The organism is Stenotrophomonas lacuserhaii (genome assembly GCF_014836545.1).
GTDB classification, from domain to species: domain Bacteria; phylum Pseudomonadota; class Gammaproteobacteria; order Xanthomonadales; family Xanthomonadaceae; genus Stenotrophomonas; species Stenotrophomonas lacuserhaii.
Map to the genome: position 1 here is coordinate 180,962 of NZ_JACSQS010000004.1, position 12,744 is coordinate 193,705.

At 66.3% G+C, this 12,744-nt stretch carries 10 protein-coding genes; 6 read left to right on the forward strand and 4 right to left on the reverse strand.

The window, feature by feature from the left end:
• Positions 1 to 258 precede the first annotated feature (258 nt).
• The 5 genes from H9654_RS06250 (at position 259) to H9654_RS06270 (ending at position 8,941) form a co-directional block, all read left to right on the forward strand.
• Positions 259 to 1,389 carry an efflux RND transporter periplasmic adaptor subunit gene (locus H9654_RS06250; protein WP_191769863.1) on the forward strand — a complete coding sequence of 377 codons (1,131 nt, stop codon included), beginning with the start codon at positions 259 to 261 and terminating at the stop codon, positions 1,387 to 1,389.
• Entirely contained in the window at positions 1,386 to 4,511 is a 3,126-nt protein-coding gene (locus tag H9654_RS06255; RefSeq protein WP_191769865.1) for an efflux RND transporter permease subunit, read from the forward strand. The genes H9654_RS06250 and H9654_RS06255 overlap by 4 nt, the downstream gene beginning before the upstream one ends.
• A 221-nt stretch (positions 4,512 to 4,732) precedes the next feature.
• Positions 4,733 to 6,238: an alanine/glycine:cation symporter family protein gene (locus H9654_RS06260; RefSeq protein ID WP_191769867.1), complete on the forward strand. Its 1,506-nt coding sequence runs from the start codon at positions 4,733 to 4,735 to the stop codon at positions 6,236 to 6,238.
• Entirely contained in the window at positions 6,239 to 7,072 is an 834-nt protein-coding gene (locus H9654_RS06265) for a TrmH family RNA methyltransferase (RefSeq protein WP_191769869.1), read from the forward strand. It begins immediately after the preceding gene.
• Positions 7,073 to 7,471: 399 nt separating this feature from the next.
• Positions 7,472 to 8,941, forward strand: coding sequence for an alanine/glycine:cation symporter family protein (locus tag H9654_RS06270; protein ID WP_191769871.1), 1,470 nt, complete (start codon positions 7,472 to 7,474; stop codon positions 8,939 to 8,941).
• Between the two features lie 53 nt (positions 8,942 to 8,994).
• On the opposite strand, the gene H9654_RS06275 is transcribed toward H9654_RS06270, so the two are convergent.
• The 4 genes from H9654_RS06275 to H9654_RS06290 all read right to left on the reverse strand — a co-directional run bounded on the left by H9654_RS06275 (position 8,995) and on the right by H9654_RS06290 (position 12,173).
• Positions 8,995 to 10,416, reverse strand: a complete 1,422-nt coding sequence (locus H9654_RS06275) for a M28 family peptidase (protein WP_191769872.1) — start codon at positions 10,414 to 10,416, stop codon at positions 8,995 to 8,997.
• Between the two features lie 189 nt (positions 10,417 to 10,605).
• Positions 10,606 to 11,019 carry a large-conductance mechanosensitive channel protein MscL gene (mscL, locus tag H9654_RS06280; RefSeq protein ID WP_191769874.1) on the reverse strand — a complete coding sequence of 138 codons (414 nt, stop codon included), beginning with the start codon at positions 11,017 to 11,019 and terminating at the stop codon, positions 10,606 to 10,608.
• A 54-nt stretch (positions 11,020 to 11,073) separates the two neighbouring features.
• Complete coding sequence (locus tag H9654_RS06285) at positions 11,074 to 11,781, reverse strand: fumarylacetoacetate hydrolase family protein (RefSeq protein WP_191769876.1); 708 nt, start codon at positions 11,779 to 11,781, stop codon at positions 11,074 to 11,076.
• A 116-nt stretch (positions 11,782 to 11,897) separates the two neighbouring features.
• Positions 11,898 to 12,173 carry a hypothetical protein gene (locus H9654_RS06290; RefSeq protein WP_191769878.1) on the reverse strand — a complete coding sequence of 92 codons (276 nt, stop codon included), beginning with the start codon at positions 12,171 to 12,173 and terminating at the stop codon, positions 11,898 to 11,900.
• A 181-nt stretch (positions 12,174 to 12,354) separates the two neighbouring features.
• On the opposite strand from H9654_RS06290, the gene H9654_RS06295 reads away from it, so the two are divergent.
• A complete protein-coding gene (locus H9654_RS06295) occupies positions 12,355 to 12,690 on the forward strand; it encodes a Rieske (2Fe-2S) protein (protein ID WP_101100866.1) in 336 nt (111 codons plus the stop codon).
• The last annotated feature ends 54 nt before the right edge of the window (positions 12,691 to 12,744 follow it).

Consider the following 12,744-nt stretch of genomic DNA (forward strand, 5'->3'; position numbering starts at 1 on the left):
GGATCCATCGGGGGAGGCGCTGCGCTCGCCGACCTTGGGTCGACGCTGCCGGTGAGGGCGGGTCGGCGCTGCCACGCTCTGCCGCGACCGTCGAGCCCGACACATCCCGATACACGATGACACCCTGGCGCAAGCCCTTGCACGGAAAGGGTTCCGGTCGCTATCGCCGGCTGCGTGGGCTGCGGTAAACGCTTGGCACATACGGTCTTCGCATGGCGCCCCCTACACTCGCCGGTCATGCAGAGGACGGGACTATTCATGGTGGGACGTATCGCAATGGGCACGGCCGTTGGCCTGGCCCTGGTGTTGCTGGCCGGCTGCAAGGGCGAACCGCAGGCGGCGCGCCGCCAGGGCGCCGATGTGCCGGTCACCGCGCAGGTCGTGGAATCGGCCGCGTGGAGCGATACGTTGCAGGCACTGGGCACGGCCAAGGCACGTGAATCGGTGACCATCACCGCCAAGGTCAGCGAGATCATCGAGCAGGTGCACTTCGAAAGTGGCCAGCAGGTGGCTGCCGGCACCCCGCTGGTCACCCTGCGCGGCCTGGCCCAGCAGGCGGCGCTGACCCAGGCCCAGGCGACCTTCGCCGAAGCCGACCAGCTGTACAAGCGCCAGCGTGAACTGGCCCAGCAGCAACTGGTGGCCAGTTCCACCCTGGATACCCAGAAGGCGATCCGCGATACCGCCGAAGCGCGGGTGGCGGAAATGCAGGCCGAGATCGGTGATCGCAGCGTGCGTGCACCGTTCGCCGGTGTGCTGGGCATCCGCCAGGTGAGCCCGGGCTCGCTGGTGACCCCGACCACGGCGATCGCCACGCTGGACGACATCCAGCGCATGCACGTGGACTTCCAGGTGCCGGAGGCGGAGCTGTCTTCGCTGGCCAACGGCAACAAGGTCGAAGCCACCAGCGTGGCCTGGCCGGGGCGTACGTTCGAAGGCGAAGTAACCACCATCGATGCCCGCGTCGACCCGTCCACCCGAGCGGTCACCGTGCGTGCCGACTTCGCCAACGGCGACCACGCACTGCGTCCGGGCATGCTGCTGGACGTGCGTATCTACCGCCCGGAACGGCAGGCGCTGGTGGTGCCGGAGATCGCCGTGGTGCAGGTGGGCAGGGACTCTTATGTCTACCGGCTGAAGGCAGACAGCACGGTGGAGCGCGCCGACGTGGTGATCGGATCGCGGCGCGCCGGCGTGGTGGAACTCAAGCAGGGCATCAAGGCCGGCGAGCGCATCATCGTGGACGGCACCGGCAAGCTGCGTCCCGGCCTGAAGGTCGATGCGCAGCCGGTACCGCCAGTGGATGCACCGGAGCCGGAAAAACTGCCGCCACCGCCGGCAGCGCCGGCCTCGGACGCGCCCGTCGCACCGGCCGGTAACGGCGGATGAAACTCTCCAACATCTCCATCCAGCGGCCGGTCTTCGCCGTGGTGATGAGCCTGCTGCTGATCGTGCTCGGCATCATGTCGTTCACCCGGCTGACGCTGCGCGAACTGCCGGCCATCGATCCACCGGTGGTGTCGGTATCGGTGGACTATCCAGGCGCATCGGCGGCGGTGATCGAAAGCCGGGTCACCCAGGTGCTGGAAGATTCCCTGTCGGGCATCGAAGGCATCGACATGATCAACGCGCGCAGCACCAACGGCCGCGCGCAGATCAGCCTGGAGTTCACCAGCAACCGCGATATCGAAGCGGCTGCCAACGATGTGCGCGACGCGGTCAGCGGCGTGGCTGACCGCATGCCCGACGAGGCGCGCGCGCCGGAGATCGAGAAGGCCAACAGCGATGACGAAGCCATCATCTGGTTCAACCTGTCCTCGTCCAACATGGACACGCTGGCCCTCAGCGATTACGCCGAACGCTACGTCGTGGACCGCTTTGCCAGCCTGGACGGTGTATCGCAGGTGCGCATCGGCGGCCGCCAGCGCTATGCAATGCGGATCTGGCTGGACCGCGACCAACTGGCCGCGCGTGGGCTGACCACCGGCGATGTGGAAACCGCGCTGCGCAATGAAAACGTGGAACTGCCGGCCGGCCGCATCGAGTCGGCCGACCGCGATTTCACCCTGCGTGTGGAGCGCAACTACGTGAAGCCGGAAGACTTCGCGACCATCCCGCTGGGCAAGGGCAGCGATGGCTACGTGGTGCGCATGGGCGACGTGGCCAAGATCGAGCTGGCTTCGGCCGAACGCCGTGCCTATTACCGCAGCAACGGCGAACCCGGCGTGGGCCTGGGCATCGTCAAGACCTCCACCGCCAACGCACTGGACGTGACGCGGCTGGCCCGCGCGCAGGCCGACCGCATCGCCGAAACCCTGCCGCAGGGCACGCAGATCGCGGTGACATTCGACAACACCACCTTCATCGAAGCGGCGGTGGACCGCGTCTACGCCACGCTGGTGGAAGCGATGCTGCTGGTGCTGGTGGTGATCTGGCTGTTCCTGGGTAGTTTCCGCGCCGCGCTGATCCCGGCGGTCACCGTGCCGGTGTGCCTGGTGGCGGCGTTCATCGCGCTGTACGCCTTCGATTTCTCGATCAACCTGCTGACCCTGCTGGCACTGGTGCTGTGCATCGGGCTGGTGGTGGACGATGCGATCGTGGTGGTGGAAAACGTGCAGCGCCGCATCGACCTGGGCGAACCGCCGCTGGTGGCGTCCAAGCGCGGCACCGCGCAGGTGGCCTTCGCGGTGATCGCCACCACCGCCGTACTGGTGGCAGTGTTCCTGCCGGTCGGTTTCCTGGAAGGCAACACCGGGCGATTGTTCCGCGAACTGGCGGTGGCGCTGGCGGCCGCCGTGGCGTTGTCCGCGTTCGTGGCGCTGACGCTGACCCCGATGATGGCCTCCAAGCTGCTCAAGCCGCACACCGGCCAGGCCCCGCGTGGCCTGTACGGGGTGATCAACCGCAACCTGGAAAAACTCGCCGGCGGCTACGGACGCGTGCTGGACCGCCACGTGGACCGTACCTGGATCTACCTGCTGGTGATGGCGGCCACGCTGTTTGCCAGCTGGTTGCTGATCAAGCACCTGCCGTCCGAACTGGCGCCCGCCGAAGACCGCGGCTCGTTCCAGATCATGATCGATGGCCCCGAAGGTGCAGGCTTCGACTACACGGTTGGCCAGGTACAGGAAGTGGAGGCGATCGTTGCCAAGCATGTGGGCGAAGACCGCCCGATCGTGCGCGCCAATCCACGCGTGCCGGGCGGCTGGGGGTCCAGCGAGGAAATGCACACCGGTCGCATCAGCGTGTTCCTGCAGCCATGGCGCGAACGCTCCACCTCCACCCCGGAAGTGGCCGATGCACTGCAGAAGGACCTTGATGCCGTGCGCGGCGTGCGCGTGCGCACGCAGGTCGGCGGTGGCCTGGTGCGCAGCGGCGGCCAGCCGTTCCAGATCGTGCTGGGCGGGCCGGAATATGCAGAAATCGCCCAGTGGCGCGACCGTATCCTGCTGCGCATGGCCGACAACCCCGGCCTGGTCGGCGTGGATTCGGATTACAAGGAAACCCGCCCGCAGATGCGGGTGAACATCGACCGCCAGCGCGCGGCCGACCTGGGCGTACCGGTGACGGCGATCGGTTCGGCACTGGAAACCATGATGGGATCGCGCCGGGTCACCACCTTCGTCGACAACGGCGAAGAGTACGACGTGCTGGTGCAGGCCGGCCGCGACGGGCGCGCCACGCCGGCCGACCTGGCCGCCATCCGGGTGCGCTCCAGCTCCGGTGAGCTGGTCCCGCTGTCCAACCTGGTCACGCTGAGCGAAGTCGCTGAAGCCGGTTCGCTGAACCGGTTCAACCGCCTGCGCTCGATCACCATCAGTGCCGGCCTTGCGCCCGGCTATCCGCTCGGCGAAGCCATCGCCTGGGCCCAGGGGGTCACCCGTGAGGAGCTGCCGCAGCATGCGCAGATCAGCTGGAAGGGCGAATCGCGCGAGTACCTGAGTTCAGGTGGGGCGGTATTGCTGACCTTCGCGATGGCCCTGCTGGTGGTCTATCTGGTGCTGGCCGCGCAGTTTGAAAGCTTCATCCATCCGCTGACCATCATGCTGACCGTGCCGCTGGGCGTGCTCGGTGCGCTGGTGGGGTTGTGGGTGAGCGGTGGCACGGTGAACCTGTTCAGCCAGATCGGCATCGTGATGCTGGTGGGCCTGGCAGCGAAGAACGGGATCCTGATCGTGGAGTTCGCCAACCAGCTGCGCGATGAGGGACGCACGGTACGCGAGGCGATCATCGAATCGGCGCGCGTGCGCCTGCGCCCGATCCTGATGACTTCCATCGCCACGGTGGTCGGTGCGATCCCGCTGGTGGTCGCCGGCGGGCCGGGTTCGGCCAGCCGTGGCACCATCGGCGTGGTGATCATCTTCGGTGTGACCCTGTCCACCTTCCTGTCGCTGTTCGTGGTGCCGGCGTTCTACGCCCGCCTGGCGCCATTCACGCGTTCGCCTGAAGCGGTGGCGCGCGAGCTGGAGCAGCAGGAGAAGGACACCCCATCGGTGGGCGGCCACGCCTGACCGGGTAGTGACGGCCGCTGGCCGTCATGCCCGACCTTGCCCCGGTGGGTGACAACCCCGGCTCCGGTGGGTGACGACCGTTGGTCGTCACAGCTTCTGATGGACCAGGGCCATGACGACCCACGGTCGTCACCCACCAAGAGTTCCATTCGCCAGCTAGAATCAACCCGGTTCCCTTCAGCCGACGGGACGTCCCTTGTTCCGCCGACTGGAGAGAGCGCGTGGAAGCAGCCGTACATTTCATCAACAGCATCATCTGGAGCAAGGCGCTGATCTTCATGTGCCTTGCCGCCGGCCTGTATTTCAGTGCCCGGACCCGTTTCATGCAGATCCGCGGGTTCTTCGAAATGTGCCGGCTTACCGTGTCCGGCGAGAAGTCCGATGCGGGTGTGTCCTCGTTCCAGGCACTGGCCATGTCGATGGCCGGCCGCATGGGCATCGGCAACATCGCCGGCGTCGCCACCGCCATCGCCTTCGGTGGCCCAGGCGCCATCTTCTGGATGTGGGTGATGGGCTTCCTGGGCGCCTCCACGTCCTACATCGAATGTACGCTGGCGCAGATCTACAAGAGCAAGGACGCCGAAGGGCGCTACCGTGGCGGCCCGGCGTACTACATCGAAAAGGCCATGGGCCTGAAGTGGTATGCGATGGCCTTCGCGCTGGCCACGATCGTCGCCGCCGGCTTCCTGATGCCCGGCGTGCAGGCCAATGCCATCGCCGACAGCATCGTCAACGCCTGCCGCGGTGGCGCCCTGTGCGGCCCGCTGGATGGCCAGGTGTTCGGCATGGAGCAGGTGCAGGCGATGAAACTCGGCATCGGCGTGGTGGTCGCGCTGCTGCTGGGCGTGGTCATCTTCGGCGGCGTCAAGCGCATCGCCAGCTTTGCTGAAATCGTGGTGCCGTTCATGGCCGCCGGCTTCATTCTGATGGCCATCACCATCATGGTGCTCAATGCCGAGCGCGTGCCGGAAATGTTCGGCATCATCTTCGACAGCGCGTTCGGAACCCATGCCGCGTTCGGCGCGATGATGGGCCTGGCGGTGGAGTGGGGCGTCAAGCGCGGCATCTACGCCAATGAAGCAGGCCAGGGCACGGCACCGCACGCCGCAGCCGCCTCGGAGGTTTCCCATCCGGCCAAGCAGGGCTACGTGCAGGCCTTCGCGGTCTACTTCGACACCATGATGGTGTGCACCTCCACCGCCTTCCTGATCCTGGCGGCCGGCACCTACAACGTGTACTCGCCGGAAGCCGGTGCAGCGCCCATCTTCCAGGGGCTTGCCGGCATCGCCGAAGGCGCCGGCTACGCGCAGGCCGCCGTGGAAAGCGTCATCCCCGGGTTTGGCGCGGCGTTCGTTGCGGTGGCGATCTTCTTCTTCGCCTTCACCACGATCATGGCCTATTACTACATGGCCGAAACCAACCTGACCTACCTCAACAACAACGCCAAGCGTCCGCTGACGGTGCTGGTGCTGCGGCTGGGCATCATCGGCATGGTGATCTTCGGTGCCGTGCACAACGCACAGCTGGCCTGGGCGCTGGGCGATATCGGCGTCGGCCTGATGGCCTGGCTGAACATCGTGGCGATCCTCATCGTGCAGAAGCCTGCGATGATTGCCCTGCGTGATTATGAGCGGCAGAAGAAGCTGGGCCTTGACCCGACCTTCGACCCTGTCGCACTGGGCATCAAGAATGCCGATTTCTGGCAGAAGAAACAGGAAGCAGCGTAAGTGAACAACCCCTGGAACAACCGTCGTCCGTCCGCGCGTCCGCCGCGCGCCACCCCGCTGCCGCGCGCTGATGCGCCGGCAACGCCGGCAGCGCGCGGCAATGGCGACGAACTGCGCCTGTTCGGCGTCAATGCCGTGCTGGCCGCCTTCAACCAGCGCCCGCAGGCAGTTCGCAAGATCTACCTGCTGGAAGGCCTGATCCCGCGCATGCAGCCGCTGCTGAAGTGGTGCGTGGCCAACCGGATCGGCTATCGCGTGGTGGAAGACGGGGACCTGAACAAGCTGTCCGGCACCACCCACCACGAAGGCGTGGTGGCCGATGTGCAGCGCGCACCGGTGCTGGAGCTGTCGCAGTGGTTGCAGCAGTTGCCCGAAGGCCCGGTGCTGGCGCTGTGGCTGGACGGCGTGGGCAACCCGCACAACCTGGGCGCGATCCTGCGCTCGGCCGCGCATTTCGGCGTCGGTGGGCTGCTGCTGGCCGAAGGCAGCACGCTGGGCATTTCCGGCGCTGCCGCACGCGTGGCTGAAGGCGGTGCCGAAGCGGTGCCGCTGGTGCAGTTGCCGGCCACCGCCGAGGCGATGGCGCAGCTGCGCCAGGCCGGCTTCAGCCTCGCGGCTACCCTGGTCGAAGGGGGCAGCAACGTGTTCGCTGCCGACCTGCCGCAGCGACTGGTCTACGTGATGGGCGCCGAAGCCGAAGGCATGGACCGGGCCCTGGCCGCGGCGTGCGACCTGCAGGTCTCGATTCCCGGCAGCGGGGCGGTGGAAAGCCTCAATGTGGCGTCGGCAACGGCCGTGTTGCTGGCCCAGTGGTCGCGTTCCCGTATTGCCTGACCCTGCGCTTGTCTTTCATCCCATGGCCGGCGGCCGCAGCAGATAGCACGCTGTAGGCGCGGCATCGCATTGTCTCTGCGGTGTTGTTGGCCGGTGCATCCGCTGGATGCCGCCCGTCGCGTGGGATGGGTCGCTGCGGCAGCCCGGCCGACTTCACGGCCGGGTTCTTTTTCGCCTGCCCGTGTCAGCCCTCGTCGGCCGCGGCGTCAGCAGCACCTGCACGCAGGCCACGTCGCTGCCGCTCTGCGGCGAAGGATAGATCCCGACCGCTTCGACCGCGCCAATGCCCACCACGGGGGCGTCCCTCCTTCGGCGCGAATTTCACAGCTTTCCTGATTGTTGGCGCTTCCTGCGCTGGGCAGTGTGGACACCACCCCCTCTGCCTCATGGAGTTGAGTCGTGAACATTGAGTCGATCGTTGGCGCTGTCGTCGCTATCGTCTGGAGTCCGTACCTGGTCGCGCTGTGCCTGCTGGGTGGCCTGTACTTCAGTATCCGCACGCGCTTCATCCAGCTGCGTGCGTTGCCGGAAATGCTGCGGCTGATGTTCAAGCACCGCGCGTCGGAATCAGGCCTGTCCCCGTTCCAGGCGCTGAACATCTCGCTGTCCAGCCGGGTCGGGGTGGGCAACATTGCCGGTGTCGCGATGGCCATTGCCTTTGGCGGGCCTGGCGCCATTTTCTGGATGTGGGTGGTGGCATTCTTCGGCGCATCCAGCGCGTTCGTCGAATCCACGCTCGCCCAGATCTACAAGCAACGCGACGCACGCGGCCAGTACCGCGGCGGCCCGGCGTACTACATGGAAAAGGGCCTGGGGCAGCGTTGGTACGCGGTGATCTTCGCGCTGTGCACGGTCGCCGCCTCGGCGATGCTGGCCGGCACCCAGTCCAATGCGATCAGCAGTGCATTGCAGGAGGCCTGGGGCCTCCCCGTGCAGGCCAGCGCAGGGGCCGTGGTACTGCTTCTGGCACTGATCATCTTTGGCGGGGTGCGCCGCATCGCCGCGGTCACCCAGTGGATCGTGCCACTGATGGCCACCGCCTACCTGCTGGTGGCGCTGGTGGTGATGCTGCTCAGCTACGAGCGTGTTCCGGAAGTACTTTCGCTGATCATCCGCAGTGCCTTCGGCGTGGATGCCACCTTCGGCGCCATGATCGGCGTGGCGATCCAGTGGGGCGTGCGCCGTGGCGTGCTGTCCACCGAAGCCGGCATGGGCAGTGGCGCCCACCCGGCGGCAGCGGCCGAGGTCTCCCATCCGGTCAAGCAGGGCCTGGTGCAGGCGTTCTCGGTCTACATCGATACCATGGTGGTGTGCAGCGCCACGGCGTTCCTGATCCTGTCCACCGGCATGTACAACGTCTACGATCCGGCGGTGAACGGCGTACCCGACCAGGCCCGGATGCTGCTGGACAACCTGCCGGGCATGGAAGCGGGGCCGCGCTTCGTACAGCACGCGGTGGAGTCGGCGTTGCCGGGATTCGGCAAATCGTTCGTAGCGCTGGCGATCCTGCCCTTTGCCTTCACCACGATCCTGGCGCTGTACTACATGGGCGATACCAACGTCAGCTACCTGTGCCGCGACAAACCATCGGGGTGGGTCGTCAACGCCTTCCGCGCGCTGTTCCTGGCGCTGGCCGCTTACTCGGCCATCAACAGCGCAACGCTTGCCTGGACCCTGGGCGACATCGGCGTGGGCATGATGAGCTGGCTCAACATCATCGCCATCCTGCTGCTGCACAAGCCTGCACTGGCTGCACTGCGCGACTATGAAAACAGCCGCAAGGCGGGCATCGACCCGGTATTCGATCCTGATCGGTTGGGCATCAAGGGGGCCGGCTTGTGGCAGCGCATCACCTCAGGCATGCGCTAGGCATCGTGCGCCCGGGGTTCGGCCCGGGCGCAGTGGTCCGCGGTCCGTCTCGCTTATTCGCCCGGGGGTACGGTCGCCTTGGCCTCGCTGCCGAAGCTGCCATCGGCATCGGCGGCCAGGTAGGCGAACACGGTATAGGCAGCCACGTTCTGCGCCAGCGCCTTCGGGTCGATCTTGTCCAGCGTGTCGTCGGCGGTGTGATGCAGGTTGAAGTAGTCCGTCCCATCCTGCGCCAGCCATGCCCACGCGCCACCCTTGGCAGCGAGCGGGCCGATGTCCGGGCCCGGGCCGCCCTTGTCGGGCACGTACTCGATGCCCAGCGGCTTGAGTACCTCGGCGATCTGGCGGGTCGCCTCGCGCGATCCTTCCGGGTTCGGCGATCCGGTATTGAAGGCGTAGATGCGGCCGGCGCCGAAGTCGCTTTCGGCCGCCAACTGGTGCAGCACGATGTCTTTGGCATGTGCTTCGGCATAGGCTTTGCCGCCGTACAGACCCTGTTCCTCGTTGGCGAAGGCGACCACCCGGATGCTGCGCTTGGGTGCCTGCTTCAACTGCCCGATCAGGTGCCCCGCCGCCATGGTGATGCCCACGCCGGCCGCATCGTCGATGGCGCCGGTGCCCAGATCCCAGGAATCCAGGTGGCCGCCGATCACCACGACTTCCTTGGGCAACGTGCGCCCGGTGATCTCGCCGATCACGTTGTAGGACGTCGCCGTGCCATCCCACCCGCAATCCAGCGCCAGGCTCACGGTGGTGCCGCCGCGCGCGACCAGGCGCGCCAGCTGGTCGGCATCGGGCACGGACAGGGCGGCCGACGGCACCGGAGTCAGCCCGTCGTCATAGCGGGTGATGCCGGTATGCGGGACGCGGTGGGAATCGGTGCCGGCCGAACGCATCAGGAACCCAACGGCGCCCTTGCGGATGGCCTCGGAGGGTCCCTTGCTGCGGATCGCGCCGCCGCGGCCATAGTCGCGGCCATCGCGGAACGGCAGCATCTGGTAATCGACGAAGGCGATCTTGCCCTGCAACGAACCGGCCGGTGCGGCCTGCAGCGCGGCCAGGTCGGCAAAGCGCACCACTTCGGCCTGCACCTTTCCGCCGGGGCTGCCGCCCAGTGCGGTGATCGCCAGCGGCTGCGCATGCGCGCCGACCACGGCGGCGTGTTCGCTACGGCGTTCCCACTTGGGGAAGGTCACCGGTTCCTTCCAGACCTTGTCGAAACCCAGTGCCTTGAAGCGTGCTTCGGCCCAGGCCACGGCACGGGCATCGGCCTCACTGCCCGCGATGCGGGGACCGACTTCCGTCGTGAGCGATTCCACCACCTTCCAGCCGGTGTCGTCGGCCAATGCCTGTTCGCGCAGCTGGGCTGCGGCGTCCAGCGACGCCGGGGGCAGGGTAGTGGTGCGTGGCGCAGCGAACGCCGGTGAGGCCAGCAGGGCAAGGGAAGAGGCGATGGCAAGAACGCGGCGGCGCATGGAGAGGACTCCGGCAGAGGGCATAAGCGTCTGAGCTTAGCAGCGTGGTTGCCGGGTGCATGGGCCCTAGGTCATGTCCATCGGAAATGAGCAGAACCGGACAGAAGGCGCAAAGGGGGACCTGCAGAGGGGGTCAGGTTCCTCTGTCGCGCAAAGGAACCTGACCCCGGTGTCGCACCGGGTAGCCGCTCAGGCCTGCGGGCCGGACAGCTTGTCGCGGATTTCGCGCAGCAGCAGCACTTCTTCGCTCGGGCCTTTCGGCGCGGCTTCTTTCTTCTTCGACAGGCGATTGATGCCCTTGATCACCAGGAAGATCGCGAAGGCCACGATCACGAACTGGATGATGGTATTGATGAAATCACCGTAGCCGATCACCACGGCCGGGATCTCCGCGCCATCGGCGGCGATGCGTGCCGGTGCCAGTGTCCAGACCAGGTCGGAAAAATCCACCTGGCCGATCATCCACCCCAGCGGCGGCATGATGATTTTCTCCACCAGCGCGGTGACGATCTTGCCGAAGGCCGCGCCGATGACTACACCGACGGCCAGGTCGATGACGTTGCCACGCGTGGCGAATTCCTTGAACTCAGTGATGAATCCCATTGAGATCTCCTGAAAAAAGTGGGGTGTTCGCGTTGAAGGCTAACCCAGCCGACGTCAGCCCGCGATGACGCCGTGGCGCTCGCCGACGTTCTCCAGGCGTGCACTGAAACGGTCGCCCGGCTGCAAAGCGGCCACGCCGGCCGGGGTGCCCATGAACACCAGATCGCCGGCGCGCAGCTGCCACAGCTGGGACAGCTCGTGCAGGATCTCCGGCACGGTCCAGATCATCTGGTCCAGCAGCGATTGCTGGCGCACCTCGCCATTGATTTCCAACGACAGGTTGAGTGCGGCCAGGTCACCCACTTCACCGGCGTGCACGATCTCGCTGATCGGTGCGGAGGCATCGAAGCCTTTCGCCGTATCCCACGGATGGCCCTTCTGCTTGGCTGCGGCCTGCAGGTCGCGGCGGGTCAGGTCCAGGCCGACGGCATAGCCGTACACCAGCGACAGTGCCTGTTCGACCCGCAGCACGCCTTCGGGCGCATCCACGCCGATGGCCACCACCAGTTCCACCTCGTGGTGCAGGTCAGTGGTGGAAGGCGGGTAGGGGATCACATCGTCGTGGCCGACCACGATGGCATCGGCCGGTTTGCTGAAGAACATCGGCTTGCCGCGTGCCGCTGCGTCCGGCACTGCCGCGCCCATTTCCTTGGCGTGGTCGGCGAAATTGCGGCCCACGCAGTAGATGCGGTGCACCGGAAAGGTGCCGCCGCCCACTACCGGGATGCGGGGGATGGGCTGGGCAGGAATTACATCGGTCATGCGCACGTCCTAACGATCAGGTCGTCGCAGTGTAGCGCTGCGCCATGCTCGGCGAGCGCAGCGGTAATCAGCCGTGACGACCAACGGTCGTCACCCACCACCGACCACCCAGCGGATCAGTGCGTCGGCAACGCCGGCTTGCGCACTACGCGGTACTCGCCTTCCACCACGTTGGCGTCAGCCGCCCGTGCGGGCGTCTTGCGCTGTGCCAGCAGCTTCCAGGCCAGGCCGGCCATGATCATCGCCGCACCCACGAACACACCAACGAACACCATCACGCCCAGGATGGCGACGCCAAGCAGACCCACCGCTACGCGCACCAACGGATGACGCGGCTTGCGCGGCGCAAACAGGGTGCGGAACTGGCCGAACTGGAAGGTGCGGTTGATCATCGGTAACTCACCAGGCTGAAAACAGCGAGCAACCAGTATCGGGGCGGGACTCTTCCACTGAGTGAAAAAAACGTTAATCCGCAGGGCTGTTCATTGCAGATCAAGGACTTGCGTTCATGTGCTATCCAGCCAAAAACACAGGCGTGCGACAATCGGCGTTCTTCCTAAAGCAGAGTCAGCAATGACCGACCAGCCGTTGATCGCCCTCGAAACCGTTGCCGACGGCGGCTTCGCCGAGACCGAGGTGCTGATTGAAGGTGACGCCGAATCGCTGGTGATCCATCGTGACGGTGACAGCGTGCGCGGCTTCCTCAACATCTGCCCGCACGCCGGCCGACGGCTGGATTGGGCGCCGGGGCAGTTCCTGAAAAGCCGTGAAGGCCATCTGGTCTGCGCCGCGCATGGCGCCTCGTTCGCACTGGACAGTGGTGAATGCGTGGCCGGACCGTGCAAGGGTGATCGGCTGCGTGCGGTGCCGCTGCAGGTGCGTGATGGACAAGTGTTCCTGGCCGATTGAGCGCGGCGAATGACGGCCAGCGGCCGTCGCTACCGGATCGCGACAGCGTGACGA

Bases quoted from the DNA above. Each gene is read 5' to 3' on its own strand.
- H9654_RS06250 (WP_191769863.1), top strand. From the start codon at position 259: ATGGTGGGACGTATCGCAATGGGCACGGCCGTTGGCCTGGCCCTGGTG.
- H9654_RS06255 (WP_191769865.1), top strand. From the start codon at position 1,386: ATGAAACTCTCCAACATCTCCATCCAGCGGCCGGTCTTCGCCGTGGTG.
- H9654_RS06275 (WP_191769872.1), bottom strand. From the start codon at position 10,416: ATGCGCCGCCGCGTTCTTGCCATCGCCTCTTCCCTTGCCCTGCTGGCC.
- mscL (WP_191769874.1), bottom strand. From the start codon at position 11,019: ATGGGATTCATCACTGAGTTCAAGGAATTCGCCACGCGTGGCAACGTC.
- H9654_RS06285 (WP_191769876.1), bottom strand. From the start codon at position 11,781: ATGACCGATGTAATTCCTGCCCAGCCCATCCCCCGCATCCCGGTAGTG.
- H9654_RS06290 (WP_191769878.1), bottom strand. From the start codon at position 12,173: ATGATCAACCGCACCTTCCAGTTCGGCCAGTTCCGCACCCTGTTTGCG.
- H9654_RS06295 (WP_101100866.1), top strand. From the start codon at position 12,355: ATGACCGACCAGCCGTTGATCGCCCTCGAAACCGTTGCCGACGGCGGC.